The organism is Parapedobacter pyrenivorans, from assembly GCF_014636865.1.
Lineage (GTDB): Bacteria > Bacteroidota > Bacteroidia > Sphingobacteriales > Sphingobacteriaceae > Parapedobacter > Parapedobacter pyrenivorans.
In genome coordinates this window covers 196,736-216,705 of the sequence record NZ_BMER01000006.1, presented here as the reverse complement: position 1 = coordinate 216,705, position 19,970 = coordinate 196,736, and the positions used below count along the sequence as shown (strand labels likewise).

General features: G+C 47.3%; 19 protein-coding genes. 17 read left to right on the top strand and 2 right to left on the bottom strand.

Going from position 1 to position 19,970, the window contains the following annotated elements; genetic code table 11:
• Positions 1-103 precede the first annotated feature (103 nt).
• A complete protein-coding gene (locus IEV98_RS22235) occupies positions 104-1,123 on the top strand; it encodes a LacI family DNA-binding transcriptional regulator (protein ID WP_188508250.1) in 1,020 nt (339 codons plus the stop codon).
• Here the strand turns inward: IEV98_RS22235 and IEV98_RS22230 are convergent.
• Positions 1,080-1,580 carry a methionine-R-sulfoxide reductase gene (locus tag IEV98_RS22230; protein WP_188508249.1) on the bottom strand — a complete coding sequence of 167 codons (501 nt, stop codon included), beginning with the start codon at positions 1,578-1,580 and terminating at the stop codon, positions 1,080-1,082. The genes IEV98_RS22235 and IEV98_RS22230 overlap by 44 nt on opposite strands.
• Positions 1,581-1,993: 413 nt before the next feature.
• On the opposite strand from IEV98_RS22230, the gene IEV98_RS22225 reads away from it, so the two are divergent.
• The 16 genes from IEV98_RS22225 (at position 1,994) to IEV98_RS22150 (ending at position 19,148) form a co-directional block, all read left to right on the top strand.
• Positions 1,994-3,286, top strand: a complete 1,293-nt coding sequence (locus IEV98_RS22225; RefSeq protein ID WP_188508248.1) for a cytochrome c3 family protein — start codon at positions 1,994-1,996, stop codon at positions 3,284-3,286.
• A gap of 48 nt (positions 3,287-3,334) precedes the next feature.
• Entirely contained in the window at positions 3,335-6,349 is a 3,015-nt protein-coding gene (locus IEV98_RS22220; RefSeq protein WP_188508247.1) for a TAT-variant-translocated molybdopterin oxidoreductase, read from the top strand.
• 24 nt (positions 6,350-6,373) lie between these two features.
• Positions 6,374-7,855, top strand: a complete 1,482-nt coding sequence (gene nrfD / locus IEV98_RS22215; protein ID WP_188508246.1) for an NrfD/PsrC family molybdoenzyme membrane anchor subunit — start codon at positions 6,374-6,376, stop codon at positions 7,853-7,855.
• 4 nt (positions 7,856-7,859) lie between these two features.
• Positions 7,860-8,396, top strand: coding sequence for a DUF3341 domain-containing protein (locus IEV98_RS22210; protein ID WP_188508245.1), 537 nt, complete (start codon positions 7,860-7,862; stop codon positions 8,394-8,396).
• Positions 8,389-9,012 (top strand): c-type cytochrome, encoded by a 624-nt coding sequence (locus IEV98_RS22205; protein WP_307726874.1) that lies wholly within the window; start codon positions 8,389-8,391, stop codon positions 9,010-9,012. The genes IEV98_RS22210 and IEV98_RS22205 overlap by 8 nt, the downstream gene beginning before the upstream one ends.
• Before the next feature lie 22 nt (positions 9,013-9,034).
• Positions 9,035-10,270 (top strand): quinol:cytochrome C oxidoreductase, encoded by a 1,236-nt coding sequence (locus tag IEV98_RS22200; protein WP_188508243.1) that lies wholly within the window; start codon positions 9,035-9,037, stop codon positions 10,268-10,270.
• A gap of 81 nt (positions 10,271-10,351) precedes the next feature.
• Positions 10,352-11,671, top strand: a complete 1,320-nt coding sequence (locus tag IEV98_RS22195; protein WP_188508242.1) for a cytochrome c oxidase subunit II — start codon at positions 10,352-10,354, stop codon at positions 11,669-11,671.
• Positions 11,672-11,706: 35 nt separating this feature from the next.
• A complete protein-coding gene (locus IEV98_RS22190; protein ID WP_188508241.1) occupies positions 11,707-13,599 on the top strand; it encodes a cytochrome c oxidase subunit I in 1,893 nt (630 codons plus the stop codon).
• A 6-nt stretch (positions 13,600-13,605) separates the two neighbouring features.
• Entirely contained in the window at positions 13,606-14,664 is a 1,059-nt protein-coding gene (locus tag IEV98_RS22185) for a COX15/CtaA family protein (RefSeq protein WP_188508240.1), read from the top strand.
• Between the two features lie 109 nt (positions 14,665-14,773).
• Entirely contained in the window at positions 14,774-15,676 is a 903-nt protein-coding gene (gene cyoE / locus IEV98_RS22180; protein WP_188508390.1) for a heme o synthase, read from the top strand.
• The gene (locus tag IEV98_RS22175; RefSeq protein WP_188508239.1) at positions 15,673-16,263 is read left to right on the top strand and encodes a cytochrome c oxidase subunit 3; all 591 of its coding nucleotides are present in this window, start codon (positions 15,673-15,675) and stop codon (positions 16,261-16,263) included. The genes cyoE and IEV98_RS22175 overlap by 4 nt, the downstream gene beginning before the upstream one ends.
• 7 nt (positions 16,264-16,270) lie before the next feature.
• Positions 16,271-16,999, top strand: coding sequence for a cytochrome c oxidase subunit 3 (locus IEV98_RS22170; RefSeq protein WP_188508238.1), 729 nt, complete (start codon positions 16,271-16,273; stop codon positions 16,997-16,999).
• Positions 17,000-17,022: 23 nt separating this feature from the next.
• On the top strand, positions 17,023-17,403 hold the full coding sequence (locus IEV98_RS22165; RefSeq protein WP_188508237.1) for a cytochrome C oxidase subunit IV family protein: 381 nt from the start codon (positions 17,023-17,025) through the stop codon (positions 17,401-17,403).
• Between the two features lie 26 nt (positions 17,404-17,429).
• A complete protein-coding gene (locus IEV98_RS22160) occupies positions 17,430-18,113 on the top strand; it encodes an SCO family protein (RefSeq protein WP_188508236.1) in 684 nt (227 codons plus the stop codon).
• 13 nt (positions 18,114-18,126) lie between these two features.
• Complete coding sequence (locus tag IEV98_RS22155) at positions 18,127-18,672, top strand: DUF420 domain-containing protein (protein ID WP_188508235.1); 546 nt, start codon at positions 18,127-18,129, stop codon at positions 18,670-18,672.
• Between the two features lie 20 nt (positions 18,673-18,692).
• Positions 18,693-19,148 (top strand): ABC transporter ATPase, encoded by a 456-nt coding sequence (locus IEV98_RS22150; protein ID WP_188508234.1) that lies wholly within the window; start codon positions 18,693-18,695, stop codon positions 19,146-19,148.
• Positions 19,149-19,150: 2 nt separating this feature from the next.
• Here the strand turns inward: IEV98_RS22150 and mtgA are convergent, their stop codons facing one another.
• Entirely contained in the window at positions 19,151-19,885 is a 735-nt protein-coding gene (mtgA, locus tag IEV98_RS22145; protein ID WP_188508233.1) for a monofunctional biosynthetic peptidoglycan transglycosylase, read from the bottom strand.
• Between the last annotated feature and the right edge of the window lie 85 nt (positions 19,886-19,970).

The window sequence follows — 19,970 nt, the reverse complement described above, 5'->3', positions numbered from 1 at the left end:
TTATTCCAAAAAGGACCATTAATTTTATGAATTAATTTGCCAGACTTGACTGAAAAATCCATAGGTTTGCGCCATCGCTAAACATTAAGCACCTATTGCTAAAATGAAAAAAAAAATACTTATCAGTGACATCGCGAAGGATTTGGGAATATCGGTTACCACCGTGTCTTTCATTCTTAATGACAAAGCCAAGGAGAAGCGCATCAGCGAAGGATTGACTAAGCGGGTACTCGATTACGTCCAAAAGGTGGGTTACAAGCCTAATGAACTGGCGAAAAGCTTGCGTACAGGCAAAACGAAAATTATTGGTCTAGTCATCGAAGACATTTCGAACCCTTTTTTCGCCAATATTGCACGCCTGATTGAAGCTAAAGCGTATAGCAGGGGGTATCGGATTATCTATTGCAGTACGGACAACCAGCCGGATAAAGCCATCGAACTCATCCAGCTTTTTCGAGATCGCCACGTTGATGGCTATATCGTCACCCCGTCCGAAGGCGTGCGCGATACCATTGAGTCATTGCAGCATAGCCAATTGCCATTGGTTTTGTTTGACCGTTATATCCCTGGATTGGATAGTAACCACGTGATTACAGACAACGTGCGCGGTGCCTATGATGCCACTGCCCACCTTGCCCAGCAGGGATGCAGGCGTATTGCGATGATTACGCTCTATTCCGCCCAGACACAAATGCGGGATCGCATGAACGGTTACATGCGCGCAATCGATATCTATAAGCTACAGCCCTATGTGAAAAAGGTTAACCTTCATGATGATGAGCAGACCGTTATCGATGATTTTCGTGCGTTTTTGGAAGATCAGCAGCCTGATGCGGTTTTCTTTGCCACCAATTACCTGGCGATTGCAGGCCTGAAGGCAATCAAACAGTACAATCTGCCGTTTCCGGCCGTGGTATCGTATGATGATCACACACTCTTCAAGCTGTTTACGCCCACCATTACGGCGGTATCCCAACCTATCGAAGCAATTGCCAGCGAACTGATTAACATCCTGCTCAATCAGCTCGACGGTAAGGAAAAGGGGCCGAAGCAAGTGATGCTGCCTTCGGAATTAATTATCAGGGAGTCTTCGTTGGTACAAACTTCATCGACAGGGAGTTGACACAATGGCGCGTATTTTTCGCGGTAAATCGTTCACCGATAAAGACGTGCCCCAAATGCCCCCCACAGTTGGCACATAGGATTTCTGTGCGCCGGCCATCGGCGTCCGTGACGCGTTTTACAGCACCTTCGATTTCGTCGTCGAAACTTGGCCAGCCGCAGTGGGATTCGAATTTACTGTCTGAACGGTAGAGCGGCGTATCACAGCGCTTACAGACATAAAGGCCTTCTGCCTTATTGTTGAGTAATGCGCCCGTAAATGGCCTTTCGGTACCCTTATGAATGATAATGTACTCCTCTTCGGGTGTTAATTTGTTGTATTTTGCCGTATCCATTTTGTTTTCAATTGAAGCATTTTCGGAATCGCCGGGTCGGTGCCGACTATCCCGTTGTGCGGCGGTCTGTCCACATGCAATGTGTAAGGGCAGGAGCGCCAAAGTGAACCAAATATAACGCATAAGAAACAATCATTTGCCTGTAAGGACTAACCGATAAGCCCCGTATGCGAATATACATCTTTTATCGCAAAAAAGTTTGGACCAGCACGTACAAAGTTGACGGACTGCGGTCGCCACGGGGGTGTCTTCGATACACCCTATAGGATAGTAATCAAAAAAAATCAAAAAGCAAAACAATAGAAAACGATCAACTGTAGGATAGGTAATGAAGATTCCCGTAAAATATACTATACGGGCTGTAATCGCCTATTTTGATCAATTTAGAACGATTATAAATTATTAAATTCAGTCATCCGATTGTCACCGATACGGCAATAAGTTATACTTTTGTGGCATTATTAAGGGGGTGTAGTTCCATTGATTCAGATTGCCCAAATTGTTACATTCATCATAATCAGTATAAAGTGCTCAATATGAGAAATATCTCATTAGTTTTTGAAAGATTTGCCAAGCCGTTATCCGTTGCGTTGGTGTTGTTGTTTGCGGTTTCTTCGTTGCAAGCTCAGGATCCGAAGGCAGGCGAGACAATTTTCAAGGCCAATTGTTCTTCCTGCCACAAGGTGTTTGGTAAGTTCTTGGGGCCGGAATTGGCCGGGGTAAACGAAAGGCGTGAAGAAGCATGGTTGTTGAAGTGGGTTCACAATGCCCCGGCGATGATTGCCTCGGGCGATCCTATAGCATTAGAGTTGGATGCACAGTTTCCGAACGCTATGATGTCATCGTTCCCAACGCTTTCTGACGACGATATAAAAAACGTACTCGCTTATATCACGTCGGAAGAGACGAAAAAGGCAACAGCCGATGCTGGAGGGGGAGGGGCCACGGGCCCTGGTGGAGCTGCATCGGGCGCTAGCGGTGATGCGAGCAACTTTATGATTATCGGATTGGTAGCGGTTATCATTTTGGCCTTTGCGGTTATTTTGGTGCTCAATAAAGTCATCCGCACCTTGGAGCGGGTTATCGATACGAATAAAAGTCTGATTCCGGCAGCCGCAGCAACCGCCGCACCGGGCAAAGACTATCTCGGCAAGTTGAAGAAGCTGGCCAAGAATAAAAAATTGGTATTTTTTACCGTGCTGCTGGTGGTCATTTTTCTTGGTTCTGCAGGATGGAAAACCTTGTGGAACGTGGGCGTGCATGAAGGGTATCAACCCGTGCAGCCCATCAAATTTTCCCACCAGCTGCATGCTGGTGTTAACCAGATCGATTGCCAATATTGCCACGGTGGAGCTTATAAATCCAAGAACGCATCCATCCCTTCGGCCAACGTGTGTATGAACTGCCACAAGGCCATTACGGCGAGTGATAAGTACGACGGTGAGTTGTCGCCGGAGATTGCTAAGATCTACCGTGCGTTGGATTATGACCCCGAAACCATGGAATATGGTCCGAATCAACGTCCCATTGAATGGGTACGTATCCACAACCTGCCTGATTTTGCTTATTTCAACCATTCACAGCACGTTGTGGTAGCCGGCGTGGAGTGCCAGACTTGTCATGGCCCGATTGAGACGATGGCAGAAGTATATCAGTATTCGCCGCTTACCATGAAATGGTGCATTGACTGTCATAAGGAGACCGAGGTCAACCACGAGGACAATGCCTATTATGACCAGTTGATCGCGGCACACGAGCAATTGAAGAAAGGCGAAAAGGTAACCGCGGCCATGCTTGGTGGATTGGAATGTGGCAAGTGCCATTATTAATGATAAAAATACGTATACAGACTACGCAATACTTAAGATATAGCTTAAATGGATAGCAACAAGAAATATTGGAAAGGTTTGGAAGAATTGCAGCAAACGCCGGCTTTCATAAAGAACAGCAATGGCGAATTTGCCGAACCAATTCCTGTAGAAGATGTTTTGAATGAAGCCGGTTTGAGCACGAAAACGCCGCGTCGTGATTTCTTGAAGGCGTTGGGATTCGGACTGGGCGCCGTTACCTTGGCAGCATGTAATCGTACACCGGTGCACAAGGCCGTCCCATACTTGATTAAGCCGGAGGAGATAACTCCCGGCATCCCCAATTTCTATGCATCCAGCTTCAAAGGGCAGAGCGTATTGGTCAGGACTCGTGAAGGCCGCCCTATCTTGTTAGAGGCTAATCCTGCCGCGGTGGGGTTGAATTGCGGTACCGATGCAGCTGCGCAGGCATCCATATTGGACCTTTATGATCAGTCTAAGCTTAAGGGGCCTCAGTTTAACGGCGCCGATATATCATGGGATGAGCTCGATACGCATGTAGTCACTGCTTTGGGCGCCGCCAATACGGCCGGAAAGCAAGTCCGCATCATCGCCTCCACCATCAACAGCCCATCGACCATCGCCGCAATTGCCCGCTTTACTGAAAAGTATCCGACAACGAGGTTGATTGAGGTAGATGCGGTTTCTTATAGTGCGATTATTAAAGCTAATGCGCGTACTTTTGGTAAAGCTGTGGTACCCCATTACCGGTTCGATAATGCGGATGTCATTGTCAGTGTGGCTGCTGATTTTCTAGGCACGTGGTTGAGTGGTGAAGAGCATACGCAGCAATACATAGCCAATCGCGATTATAAGAGCCTTAAAAAAGGCAAGATGTCACGCCATATCCAGTTTGAAGGAGGCATGAGTCTGACGGGTACGAACGCGGACGTACGGATAGCGATTAAGCCTTCAGAAGAAGGGCCGTTGCTGATCGGACTCTATAATACAATTACAGGCAGCAACCTGCCGGGGGCGCTCAACACCAACCAAAAGGCGCAAACCGCACTGAAACTGGTTGCTCAAGAGCTACAGCAAGCGCAAGGTCGAGCCGTTGTTGTTTCTGGTTCCAATGACATTGCACTACAAACGTTGACAAATGCCATCAACGTTGCACTGCAAAGCTACGGTAGCACGATTGATCTCGATAATCCTTCTTATCACTATAAAGGCGATGATGAGGCGTTCGCAGCGTTTTTAGCTGAAGCCAATCGGGGTGATGTGGATGTGGCGTTCTTTTTGAATGCTAACCCCTTATATGAATACGCCAATGCAGGAGCGGTAACGGAGGCACTTGACAAAATCAAGTTCAAACTTTCGTTTGCTGACCGGGCGGATGAAACGGCTTCAGCGCTGGATGCCATTGCACCTAATCACAATTTCTTGGAGTCTTGGGGCGATGCACAACCACGTGGTGGTTATTATACCATCGTTCAGCCTACCATCAATCCGGTATACAACACCCGTCAGGCCGAGCAGAGCTTGTTGTTATGGGCGGGTGAAAAAACTGATTACTACACCTTTGTGAAAACTAATTGGGAGCAACAGCTTCTGGCCGGAAGCAGCAAGACGTGGAAAGACGTGTTGCAGACCGGATTTGAATACAAGGGCGACCAGCCCGCGGCGGCGTATACGTTCGATACAGCCACTTTGGGTGCCGTAGCGGACGCCATTGCAACGTACAGCAAGGCGTTGGCTAAGGACGTTGAAGTGCAACTTTACCAAAGTGTGGCGCTGAAGGACGGCAAGCAAGGGAACAACGCGTACCTACATGAGTTGCCAGATCCGGTATCGAAAGTAACATGGGATAATTACGCGGCGCTGAATCCGAAATTCGCCGAATCTTTGGGCTTAGGCGAGAATAGCTTGGTGGAAGTGGAGGGCGAGAACGGGTACAAAGTGACATTACCGGTGCTGATGCAACCCGGCCAAGCGATGGGGACGGTCTCTATAGCACTGGGTTACGGTCATACCAAAATCGGTAAAGCAGGAAACGACGTCGGCAAAAACGCATATCCTTTCGCGAGATTACAAAATGGCACCCTACAATTCAATACCACTGCGAAATTGACGAAAGCAGGTGGTACTTATGAATTAGCCCAGACGCAGACCCACCATACGATTGAAGGACGTAATGTAATCCGGGAGACAACCTTTACCAAATACCAGGAAGAACCGGGTCACAATGCTGGAAGATGGACGGATAAGCACAAGACGTATGACCTTTGGAACAAGTACGAGCAGCCCGGCCACAAGTGGGTAATGGCGATCGACCTGAATGCCTGCACCGGATGCGGCTCTTGTATTGTAGCCTGTAATATCGAGAACAACATACCGGTAGTGGGCCGCGACGAGGTGCGTCGCCGCCGCGAAATGCATTGGATTCGTATCGATCGGTATTATTCGATAGAACAAGACGGCGAAGCGTACACCAAGGAAGATGACATCCGCCGCTTGGATGATATGGAAAGCGTTTCTGTTGTCCATCAGCCGATGCTGTGCCAGCATTGTGAGCATGCGCCTTGTGAAACGGTTTGCCCGGTATTGGCTACCGTACACTCGTCAGAAGGGTTGAATCATATGGCATACAACCGGTGCTTTGGGACGCGCTATTGCGCGAACAACTGCCCATACAAAGTTCGCCGTTTCAACTGGTTTAACTATTGGAACGACTCACGCTTTGATAACTACCTGAATAATGAGTTTACCCAGTTGGTGTTGAATCCGGATGTGGTTTCACGTTCACGTGGGGTGATGGAAAAATGTTCCATGTGTATCCAGCGTATCCAAGCCGGTAAGCTTCAGGCTAAGATCGAAAAGCGGCCGTTGAAGGACGGCGATATCAAGTTGGCTTGTGCTTCGGCGTGCTCGGCCAATGCCATCATCTTTGGTGATGCCAACGACCCGGACTCGGAAGTATCCAAGGCGTTGAGGAATGAGCGTATATATTATGTGTTGGAGGAGATCAACGTGCAGCCGGGTATCGGATACATGACGAAAGTGAGAAATACGTTTGACGCTTAATCAAATTCTTTGAAATAATAGACTATGTCATCGCATAACGAATCAATATTAAGGGAACCATTAGTAACCGGTAAAGACATCACCTATGCCAAGGTGACGGACGATATCCTGCTGCCGGTGGAGAATAAGCCCAATAAGGCTTGGTGGATTGGCTTTATTATGGCGGCGTTGGGGGCTTCGCTGTGGGTGGTGAGTGTGGGGTACACATTTTGGACCGGTATCGGTGCCTGGGGGCTGAACAAGACCGTGGGTTGGGCGTGGGATATCACCGACTTTGTGTGGTGGGTAGGTATCGGTCACGCGGGTACGTTGATTTCGGCGGTACTCTTACTTTTCCGCCAGAATTGGCGTAATTCCATCAATCGTTCCGCGGAGGCCATGACGATTTTCGCCGTGATTTGCGCGGCTACCTATGTGGTAGCACACATGGGGCGCCCTTGGCTCGCTTATTGGATTTTCCCTTTGCCCAACCAATTCGGCTCACTTTGGGTTAACTTTAATTCGCCACTGGTGTGGGATGCATTTGCGATTTCGACATACTTCACGGTATCCCTTGTGTTTTGGTATTGCGGCTTATTACCGGATATTGCTTCCGTACGCGATCGTGCTGCGGGACTGAAAAGAAGGATATATTCCATCATGTCATTTGGTTGGAACGGTTCGGTAAAAACATGGCAGCGATTTGAAATCGTATCGTTGATTCTTGCGGGTATTTCTACTCCATTGGTACTTTCGGTACACACCATTGTATCCATGGACTTTGCCACATCGGTGATTCCAGGATGGCATACCACCATTTTTCCGCCGTATTTTGTCGCTGGGGCTATTTTCTCCGGTTTCGCAATGGTACAAACGTTATTATTGGTGATGCGTAAAGTGCTCAACTTTGAAAATTACATCACCATGTTCCATATCGAATCCATGAACAAGATCATCTTGGCAACGGGTTCGATTGTGGGTATCGCCTATTTAACAGAGCTATTCATTGCGTGGTATTCGGGATCGGAGTATGAGATGTATGCGTTTTCGAACCGGATTGCAGGCCCCTATTGGTGGGCTTACTGGACTATGATGACCTGCAACGTGATTTCGCCGCAGTTGTTTTGGTTTAAGCGGATTCGTACCAGTATTCCGATTTCTTGGGTGCTCTCCATTGTGGTCAACATCGGGATGTGGTTTGAGCGTTTCGTAATTATTGTTACGTCGCTGCACCGTGATTATATTCCATCCAGCTGGGCGATGTTTTATCCAACATGGGTAGACGTGGGTATCTTTGTGGGTTCCATCGGGGTGTTTTTCACATTATTCCTGTTGTTCCTTCGTTTCCTGCCGGGTATTGCTATTGCGGAGGTGAAGCTGTTGCTGAAAAGTGCGAGCTTACAACAGAAGGCTAAGTTGATAAGAGAAGGACATTTGGACGCCGAACAGGTGACGTTCTTCAAAAACTCGCTTGGTAAATACGACTCGGTGACCGAAAAGGAAATTAACGAATTAGAAACGAAATAGTGCCATGAGCAATATAAAGTATATCATTGGAAGTTTTGCCGATCCAGACGAAATGATGGATGGGATTGACAAGCTTCAAGCCAATAACGTCAGTATCTACGATTGCTTTACCCCAATGCCTATACACGGTATTGAAGCAAAGCTCGGGGTGAAGCCCTCGCGCCTACCCATAGCGGCTTTCTGCTTCGGAATTACAGGTACGTGCCTCGGATTCAGTCTGCTTTATTATACCATGACCTATGACTGGCCGATGAATATCGGTGGTAAGCCATCGCTTCCGTTGCCAGCATTTGTACCGGTTACATTTGAGGTGACGATTCTACTTTGTGCATTGGGGATGGTGGCTACTTTTTTCTTCCGTAACCATTTGTTTCCAGGGCGAGCGCCGCGTGTGATGGACCTGCGTGCTACGGACGATCGGTTTATTATTGCGATCGATGCCAACGATAATGCAGACCACGGAAAGATTGAAAGCCTGCTGAAAGAAGCTGGTGCTGTTGAAGTGAAGTACAACGAACGAAAATATGTTAGTTATGAATAAGAGGAAACTTCTTGGCGCTGTAGGTGCGGCCGTTGCAATTGCGGCAGTGGTGACTTCCTGCGGAGACGGTACAACGCGTAGCCGCGGCTGGGAATTTTCGCGAAATATGTATGATCCCATTGGCTACAACCCCGACCAACCCAATGCTAATTTTGCAGACGGGAAGACAGCGCAGATGCCCCCAGCGGGTACTACTCCTGTGGGATTTGAGCGGTTTCCTTACACCAGTAGTACAGCGGATTACGAACGTGCCGGTGTTGAATTGATTAACCCGTTAGCACGTACCGAGGCCAATCTGGCACAGGGTGAGGCCCTTTACCAGGTTTACTGTGCGGTATGCCATGGCCCGGAGGGACACGGCGATGGTTCGATTACGAAGGATCGTACACTGGAAGCTGAATCACGCCAATTGGAGAATTTTCCCCCGCCACCTTCTTATGCTCGTACCGATGGTATTAATTCTTCTAGAGGAGGGTTGATGGCTGATCTGAACGATGGTAAAATATACCATACCATTACTTACGGGTTGAACATGATGGGATCGCATGCTTCGCAATTGTCGCCGGAGGAGCGCTGGAAAGTGGTCATGTATGTTAGGGAATTACAAAAGAAATAATATCATATCAGCTATATATTAAATGGGAACTCATAGTCATCATCACGATTATAACTTTAGCGAGCAATTTACGTTTACAGGACGGGCGAAGGTAGTGAGTTTGGTCGCCCTCGCTCTCGGCATTGTGACCGTAGCTATCGGCCTGCTCTCCAGCGATCATATCACCGTGGAGCGTACGTATGCCAACTTGCTACTGATGGGATATTATTTTACCGGCGTATGTGCAGCCGGTGGATGTTTTCTGGCGTTGCAATATGTGACCCAGGCCGGCTGGTCGTCGGGATTGATCCGCATACCACAGGCGATGGCTTATATATTGCCTATCGCATCGTTGATTTTGCTGGTGATTGTTGTTGCGGGATTGTTTTCGCATAACCTCTATCACCATTGGTATGGGGAAGGGCTTACCGACCCGAATAGCCCAAATTATGATGCCCTCATCGCTGGTAAGGCATCTTATCTCAACGCACCCAGTTTTTTGGTCAGGCAGGTGGGTTTTATGGGTGCCTATAGCATCTGCGCATGGTTATTGGCTAAATATTCTTATAGCGAGGATCTTCACGGAAGTCTCAATTCCTATAAAAAGAGCTTCAAGTTATCCGCGATATTTTTGGTGATTTTTGGGTTTACCTCACCCATTTGGTCATTTGATACCATTATGTCGTTGGAAGCCCATTGGTTTTCTACCATGTTTGGTTGGTATAATTTCGCGGCAATGTTTGTAAGTAGTCTCTGCGTGATTACATTGATTGTCATTTTGCTGAAGCGATCAGGTTATATGGCGTGGGTAAACGAAAATCACCTTCATGATCTTGGAAAGTTGATTTTTGGATTTTCCATTTTCTGGACCTATGTTTGGTTCGCGCAATTTATGTTGATCTGGTATGCTAATATCCCCGAGGAGACGGTTTATTTTTATAAACGTTGGGAGCCGGAATACAAGCCTTGGTTTTGGATTAATATTGTCATCAATTTCGTTGCGCCGGTATTAATTTTGGTCAACAGGGATTTTGTCCGCAGTCGCAAGATTCTCGCGTTTGTATGTATCCTGCTGTTGCTGGGACATTGGCTGGACTACTACATCATGGTTATGCCGGGTACGGTGGAAATGCACCGAGGCTTCGGCTGGATTGAAATTGGAGCGGCGCTGGGTTTTGTGGGGCTTTTTGCTTTCCTTGTGCTCAACAAATTGAGCAAGCATGCGTTGGCACCAGTGAAGCATCCTTTTTTGGAAGAGAGTTTACACCATCAGATTTGAGGTACGGTAGCGGTACGGTGAAGGGACAGCCATACCGGACCGAGACTAAGGTATTGAAACGGATAATCGATATAATTAGAAATGAGCTTTATAAAAAATATCAAGTTTAAGACAGTCTTCGTACTGGCATTCATTGTGGCGGTAGGGCTATCTGACCGCGTATTTTCGCAGGAAGCAGATACTTCGTTACAAGCGTCGGACACGACGGTTGTGGCAGATACAGCAAGCGTTGATACGACCGCGGCTGCAGCCGACACGGCGGCTACTAGCGCGGCACCTGCCGCACGTACCGGTTCCACGCCGGAAGCAACTACGGATGATAGTGGCGTAAACCTTGATCCGCAGGTGTATATGAATTTCTTTTACGGGTTGTTACTGGTATTTTTGATTTGCGTATTGGTTGGGGTCATCGGCAAGATCATTCAAGTGTATGAACTTACACGGCGAATGAACGGCAAGGATACCACGCTTTACATGCGTAATTTCAATGCCCAAATGTTTATCGTCGCGCTGGTCTTGGGATTGTATGGCGTGTATTGGTCATACGTGCACCACGGTGCGCAATCATTTAAGGCAGCGGCAACGGAGCATGGCGCTCGTATTGACACCATGTTTATTATCACAACGATCATTTGTACAGTGGTGTTGGTGGTTATGCACATTGCGATGTTTTCCTTTGCATACATCTACCGTGAAAGACCAACGAGGAAGGCCTATTTCTATCCGCACAACAATACGCTTGAAAAAATCTGGACGATTATTCCGGCGGTGACATTGACCGTACTCGTGCTATTCGGGTTCTTTACCTGGCGTTCGATTACCAACGTGTCTGAGGAGGACCAAAAGAATGCCATCCTGATCGAAGTTGTTGGTGAGCAGTTTGCTTGGACGGTAAGGTATCCCGGTCGTGATGGGAAAATCGGCGAGCGGAATTACCGGCTGACTACTCCGCTGAATGGCTTAGGCATTGATTTCAATGATAAGAACAGTTGGGATGACCAACTGGGCAGCGAGATCGTTATCCCGGTGAACAAACCCGTTCGCTTCCAAATCGGATCGAAGGATATTCTGCATAGTTTTTATATTCCGGATTTCCGGGTGCAGATGAATGCCGTACCGGGCATGAAAACCTATTTCCAGTTTACGGCAACGATGACGACGGAAGAAATGCGTGATAAATTGGGAGATTATAATTACGATTTCGTAATGCTATGTAATAAGATTTGCGGTGGAGGTCACTGGAATATGCAAAAGAAGGTACGGGTAGTGACGGAAAAAGAGTACCAAGCATGGCTTAACGAGCAACCGTATTTCTTTACCGAGGACTTAAGGAAAGAATTCAAGCTGTCACAGACAGGCGATAACGAAGCTGATGCCAGTTTATTGGCGAATGCTAATTAGAGAAGATTAGGGAATAACGTATTTAATACACAGATATGTCAAATATAGCAAGCGCAGACACGCATAGTTTAGATCACCACGATGGACATGGGCATCACCATGAGTCATTCTGGACTAAATATGTATTTAGTCAGGATCATAAAATGATCGCTAAGCAGTTTCTGATTACTGGTATTATCATGGCGGTATTTGCCATGGTGCTATCCATATTGTTCAGGCTCCAATTGGCTTGGCCCGATAAATCGTTTCCGATTTTGGAATTGTTCCTGGGTAGTAAGTGGGCTGAGGGCGGACGAATCAATCCGGAGTTTTTTCTGGCGTTGGTGACTATACACGGCACCATCATGGTCTTCTTCGTACTTACAGCGGGACTAAGTGGTACATTCAGTAACTTGTTGATACCTTATCAATTGGGAGCGCGGGATATGGCATCGCCATTCATGAACATGCTGTCGTACTGGTTCTTCTTCGCCGCCTGCGTGGTTATGATTTCTTCGTTTTTTGTCGAAAGCGGTCCGGCGAGTGCAGGGTGGACGATTTACCCGCCGCTATCTGCAGTACCGAAGGCCATCAGCGGATCAGGCCTGGGTATGACCTTGTGGTTGACGAGTATGGTGATGTTTATCATATCACAGGTACTCGGTGGTACCAACTATATCAGTACGATATTGAACATGCGTACAAAAGGCATGGATCTTTGGAAAATGCCCTTGACGATTTGGGCGTTTTTCTTGACAGCGATCGTCGGACTATTGTCATTTCCGGTGTTGGTATCTGCGGTTGTGTTGCTGATCTTTGACCGTAGCTTCGGAACCAGTTTCTACTTGTCTGATCTGGTCATTCAAGGTCAGATTTTGCCCAATGAAGGCGGGAGCCCCATTTTGTTCCAGCATTTATTTTGGTTTTTGGGGCATCCTGAGGTTTATATCGTATTGATGCCTGCGCTTGGCTTGACCTCTGAGGTTATTTCGACCAATTCGCGTAAACCTATTTTCGGATACCACGCCATGGTCTATTCCCTAGTCGGCATTACCGTGCTTTCGTTCATCGTGTGGGGGCACCATATGTTTGTGACGGGTATGAATCCGTTTCTGGGTGGGGTGTTTATGATTACGACATTGATTATTGCGGTCCCATCGGCTGTGAAATCATTTAACTACCTCGCTACGCTGTGGCGGGGTAATATCCGGTTTACGCCAGCAATGTTGTTTGCCATCGGCATGGTGTCGTTCTTCATCTCCGGTGGATTGACCGGATTGTATGTTGGTAATTCGGCGTTGGATATTAACCTGCACGATACCTATTTCGTGGTGGCTCACTTCCATTTGGTAATGGGGTCTGCTTCGATATTCGGGATGTTATGCGGGGTGTACCATTGGTATCCGAAGATGTTTGGCCGGATGATGGACGAGAAATTGGGTTACCTGCACTTCTGGCTCACCTTTGTGGGGGCATATTTCGTGTTTTTCCCCATGCACTTCATGGGGATCGACGGGGTTCCCCGTAGGTATTATGCCTTTACGGAATTTCCGTTTATGGAGAAATGGGTGTCTGTAAATATATTTATCACGTGGTCGGCGATTATTGCCGGATTGGGCCAGCTGGCTTTCCTGTGGAACTTCTTTACTTCGATGCGGTTTGGCAAGGTAGCTCCGCAGAATCCTTGGGGATCAAATACCCTCGAATGGACGACTCCGGTGAAACACATCCATGGTAACTGGCCAGGCGAGATTCCAACGGTTTACCGATGGCCGTATGATTACAGCAAGCCGGGGCATGATGAAGATTTCATCCCGCAGACGGTTCCGTTTTCCGAAACGATGAGTTCGAATTTGCCGCATGATTTTGAGGGGAATCCCGAAGCTGAGCGCATTCAACGTGAATGGGAGCTGGCGAATAAACCATTGCCGGAGAAGGAGACGGAATAACAGGACATGCTGCCACCTGCCGAACGAAGGTTTTTATGGATCAACAAGATTTCGATTATTTCGTTGTTCATGGTGATTCTTGCTGGTGGTATCGTACGTAGTACCGGGTCTGGGATGGGGTGTCCCGACTGGCCCAAGTGTTTCGACCGATTGGTGCCACCTACGGAGGAAGCGCAGCTACCGGCGGGATATGAAGAAAAATACATTGCAGGTAGAAAGGCGAAGAACGAGCGGTTTGCATCCATGCTGGACCGATTCGGCAACAAAGAGCTCGCTGAACGCATCCGGAGTGATAAAAGCATTTTGCAGCATGAGGAGTTCAATGCTGCGAAAACATGGACGGAGTATGTCAATCGGCTGGTTGGAGCAGTAACTGGGGTCTTACTGTTGCTTTGTGCGATCTTTTCCTTTACGTTCTTTAAAACAAAGCGATCTATTTTCGTCTGGAGCGTGATCAACGTGATTGCTATCGGGTACCAGGCTTGGTTGGGATCCATCGTTGTATCCACGAACCTGATGCCTTGGATTATCACGGTACACATGTTATTGGCGCTGGTCATTCTGGGTATAAGCATTTATACCTACTTCAAGGCACGTTCTCTGCGGGATAAGGATCTGTTGATTAACCATACGTCCCGAGGGATAAAAGTACTGGCGATTTTTTCGCTGCTATTGATTGTGTTACAAGTGGCTATTGGTACGGGCGTACGGGAAGAGATCGATATGATTTCGGCTGCTGCTGATGTGCCCGATCGGAGCGAATGGTTGGGGGAAGTAGGTGAGGTGTTTGATATACACCGCAGTTTGGCATTGGTATCGGCAATCGCGATTGTGTTGCTGTTCTTTGTGGTTCGCTCGCGGTTTGCTTCCAATACGCATCAAAGCAGATTCACGAATCTGCTCTTGGTGCTGTTGATTCTGCAGCTGATTAGTGCATTGGTGCTGGGTTACTTTGACATTCCGCCCTTCGCGCAGACCGCGCATTTGGTGCTGGCGTGTCTGCTGTTTGGTACACAGTATTACCTGGTGCTGCTATTGAGTAAAATGGCAAGAAAGAAGATTTGACAATTTTGAAAGGGAGTGAATGAAGATATCGGATAATGACATGCGGGCCAAGAAACAAGGTGGGAATGTTGTTGTGCAAAAACATCAAAGGGCTGCGGTAGTTGCTGAGATTACGCAGTTTGTAGCAGATATGAAGCAATTGGTCAAGATGCGGCTTACCATGACGGTCGTATTCTCGGCGTCCATTGCGTTCCTTATTGGCAGTAAACAACAGGGTGATATCAATTGGATTAATTGGGTGATTTTGACGGTTGGTGGTTTTTTGGTTACCGGGTCTGCAAATGGTTTTAATGAGATCATTGAGCGTGATCTGGACAAGCTGATGAAACGTACCGCTGAACGGCCGATTCCTGCGGGTCGGATGACCACGGGCCAAGCACTGGTGTTAAGTTTGTTGATGGGAATTATAGGTACTTATACACTGGTAACCCTAAATTTTATGGCCGGTGTATTGTCTGTATTTTCGATTATTCTATACGCTTTTGTTTATACGCCGTTGAAGCAGAAGTCACCGATAGCCGTGTTTGTCGGTGCTTTCCCTGGTGCATTGCCGCCGCTGATCGGTTATTACGCCGCTTTCAGCCAAGATGATTTGGCTGCTTATAGTCAATCTAACGCGGCGGCGATTGTTATTATTCCGCTGGTGTTATTTGTCATCCAGTTTGTCTGGCAATTCCCGCATTTTTGGGGGATAGCATGGGTGCTTGACGATGACTATAAGCGGGCCGGATTCAGGTTGCTGCCTACCACCCGGCGCGATAAGGTGTCTGCATTCATGGTGCTTTTCTCTACGTTGCTGATGATTCCGGTGAGCTTGCTTCCCTATTATTTTGGATTTGGGGGGATAGTCGTTTCATTGGTTTCGCTGGCAGGTGCGTTGCTGTTTAGCTGGTACGGACTGAAATTGTTCCTGAAATGCGATTTGGTGTCGGCACGCAAGGTCATGTTTACCTCATTTTTTTACCTGCCACTGATTCAGTTGGTTTTGCTATTTGATTTTAACGCGTTATGATAGCCATGGTACAATATACCCAAAATAAGGAAGATCTGGCACAGCAGAAGGCGAAGAAATTCAACCTGTGGCTGGGCATGATCGGGATGTTTATGATGTTTGCGGCACTGTCAAGCGGATTTATCGTGTATACGGCCGGCGGTGTCGACAAGGGAATCAAAACCTTGTTGCCCCACGCATTTATCTACAGTACGTTATTGATTATATTGAGCAGTGTAACGATGCAATTGGCGTATATCGCGGCAAAGAAAACACAATTTGCCCGACAAAAGCTGCTGCTTGTAGCAACACTCATATTGGGGTTTGGCTTTTTTGCAATACAGGTATATGCATGGGGTGTGCTCAGCAGCAGAGGGGTCGTATTTGTGAATAACAACGCATCCCAATCGTTCATCTATGTGTTTACCGGTATGCATCTTGCTCATATCCTTGCGGGAATCATCGTATTGGTGCGCGCGTTGGTGGGGCGTATCAGCGGGGTGAACCAGGTTAGTAATGTTTTTCGGATGGACCTAGCTGCCTTGTTTTGGCATTTTCTGGGTATTTTGTGGATTTATATTTATGTTTTTTTACTTTTGAACCAATAACTGAACAATGAGTACAACTGTAACGGAATTAGATAAGGTAAAAACCGGACGATGGAACGGTGGTAGGTCGCCTTTCAATGTGGAGTATGGCAAGATCATGATGTGGTTTTTCCTTACGTCCGATGCTTTTACATTTTCGGCGTTTTTGATCTACTACGGCTCACAGCGCTTTGCCCACATGACATGGCCCGATCCGGATAAGTTATTCCAGTCTATTCCTTTTATAGCCGATACCGGTTTCCCGCTGGTATTCGTGGGGATTATGACCTTTATTCTCATCATGAGCTCGGTGACGATGGTTCTTGCCGTGGAAGCTGGACATCGCAATGCGAAGAAGGAAGTGGTGGGGTGGATGATTGCGACGATTATCGGCGGCTTGATGTTTGTCGGATGTCAGGCTCTTGAGTGGACACACCTTCATCATGCAGGTTTTTGGTGGGGAAGCATTCCGTTTCAGGAAGGTGTTTCGCCTGAAGTGACGCTTGCGCCTTATTTTACTAAGGAAATTTCGGAGGTATCGGCATTGCAGTTTGCCAACCTTTTCTTCACCATCACCGGATTTCACGGATTCCACGTATCTATCGGCATATTGCTGAATATCATTATTTTGGGGATGACGCTAGCCAACACGTTTGAGCGCCGGGGCTCTTATTTGATGGTGGAGAAAGTAGGCCTCTACTGGCACTTTGTCGATTTGGTATGGGTATTTGTATTTACGTTCTTTTATTTGGTATAATTAATTTAACGCATTATTAGACTATGGCTTCTCAACATCACGATCATACGGTAGGGCACGAAGAAGGGCAGCACCACGAGGGTATGACCAAGGGTAAGATTTGGCGGGTGTTTTTCTACCTCCTCGCGCTCACGGCATTGGAATTTTTCATTGCCTTGGTGTTGGTGCACGGTGGCATCGTACAAAAGGGTATTGGCGTAAACGTTGTTTATATCGCACTCACCCTGCTCAAGGCGTACTACATTGTCGCGTATTTCATGCACCTCAAGTTTGAGACGTTTGGATTTATTATGTCTGTTGCCGTCGTCTTCTTGTTCATCCTTTATTTCATCGCGTTGATGCTTACGGAGGGTGGATACCTGAATACACACTACCACTCGTTCCCGTCTTGGGCTAATCCTTAATGGGGACTGCTGCACAAGCCAGTGGCTTGAAGAAAATTGTAATCCTGGCGGTCATTTTGATCTTGCCAGGATTTTTATATTATTTGCTGGAGAAAAAAGGTGAAAACCGGTATCAAAAACTCCCCATTTACGGTGAGAAGGTTTTGACCGGCACATTCAGTAACCGGATGGGCAAACAGGTGCCGGATACGCTCTTTCATCAGATCGAACCCTTTTCGTTGACCGACCAGCAGGGGAGACCCGTGACGGTGCTGGCCAACGATACCGGCATAGCCGTGGTTAATTTTTTCTATACACGCTGCGCTACCTTTTGTGCGCACATGAATGATGAGATGAATCGGGTAGCCGATCGGTTTTCCGCTAATGGAATGGTAAATTTTTATACCATCACGGTGGATACGGTCTACGATACGCCAGATGTGTTGAGGAAATATGCGGAAGCCTACCAACCTGCCACCAAGAAATGGCATTTCCTGACTACAGGAAAGGACGATGTCTATGATATTGCGCGCAACGGGTTTTTGGTGGATGCCGTTCAAGATACCACACGGCCAGCGAGCTTCATCCATAGTTCTTCCCTGATATTGGTGGATTCCCATCGGCGCATACGCGGGTACTATGATGTCAATCACAAAAAGGAAATTGATCGGTTGATCGATGAGTTGAAACTATTGCTGGTACAGGAAATCCGCGAAGCAAGCCCATATTAAATAGACTAGCATAATGAATGTAACGAATAATTCGATGGAGCGAAAATACCAAAGATGGATCATCGTCCTTTCGGTATCCATCCCATTGGTGGTAGCTATCCTGTTTGGCGTCAATTTACGGGATTTGGGTTACGACGTGACGCCATTGACCTTTTTGCCCCCAATCTATGCGGCCATCAATGGCTTAACTGCTATTCTGTTGATATCAGCCGTGGTGGCGGTCCGAAATGGGAAACGTAAATTACATGAGCGACTTGTGAAGGTATGTATCGGATGTTCGGCAGCATTTTTACTGATGTATGTAGCCTACCACATGACTGCTGAATCCACCCCATTTGGCGGTGAGGGAGTTGTCCGCTACCTATATTTCTTCATCCTGATTTCCCATATTTTGCTTTCCATCATTGTCATTCCTTTTGTACTGATTACATTCGTACGTGGTTTCTCAGGCGATTTTGTACGACATCGAAGGCTGGCCAGGTATACGTTCCCTCTTTGGTTATATGTGGCGGTTTCCGGTGTGGTGGTGTACCTGATGATTTCACCTTATTACACCTAAATTCGTACCTTTGCCTTATTATGCAACGTATTTGGATTTATCAGGCCGATCGGCAAATGACGGCTACCGACAAGGCAAAGGCACAGGACAAATTAGCACGCTTCACGGCCGAGTGGAAAGCACATGGTAGGTCCTTAGCTGCAACGGCCGAGATCCGTTATGATCGCTTTGTTATCCTGATGGTGGATGATGCCATTGCCCCGCCGACAGGATGCTCGATTGACAAATCGGTGTACCTGCTTAAAGAAATCGAAAGGGAAACCGGTCTTAACCTTTTCGACCGCCTACAGCTGGCTTACCGGAAGGGAGACCAGATACTCGTTGCCCCACGCCATGAGTTTGAGCAACTAATCGCTACCGGTGAAGTGACCGATGATACCATCGTCTTCAACAACCTGATTACTTCTTATCCCGAACTGGAAACTCATTGGGAAGTACCGCTAAAAGAAAGCTGGCATGCGCAGGTTTTTTTGTAAGGTTATGGAATTTTGCTGTATTCCATATACCGTACAATCGTATTCGCCTTGCGGTTGATGAATGCCGTTGGTTTTGCCGGCGACCAACGTCGCGGATTCGGGAGTACGGCAATCAGGAGCGCTGCTTGGCGCTTGGTAAGGCTTTGGGCTGATTTCCCATGATAATGCTGTGCAGCGGCTTCGGCTCCGTATAATCCATCGCCGGTTTCAATGACGTTGAGGTAAACTTCAAGAATCCGTTTTTTGCCCCAAAAGAATTCAATCAATAACGTAAAATAGGTTTCAAACCCTTTCCTTATCCACGAGCGTCTTGGCCAAAGAAATACATTCTTGGCGGTTTGCTGGCTGATGGTACTACCGCCGCGCAACCTGCCCCCATCCTTGTTGCGTTGATAGGCATTAGCAATGGCAGCACGATCGAGCCCCCAATGTTCCATGAATCGGGCATCTTCGCCCGCAATTGCGGCGCGCTTCAGATTATCTGAAAGGTCTTCGTAACGTACCCACTTTTTTGTGATTTTCCACGCTTTGCCGTCGCTTTGACGCTCAAACCCGCGTTGTATCATTAACCAAGTGATGGGCGGATTGATGAAGCGTAAGACAATCACCCAACCCACGGTAATCGCAACAAAATACAGGATTATCCGTAAGGTCCACCGCAGGTATACATTCCTGATAGCAGGTATGAACTGGATTTTTCTCCGGGTCTTTTTTTTTAGTTTTCGCTTGATGGTCATCGTTTCTGTAATGCGAATATACAAATTGAAACTTGTCAAAGCGCCCCAATAATCCTATTTTTACGGCCACGCAAAAAAAACCGAC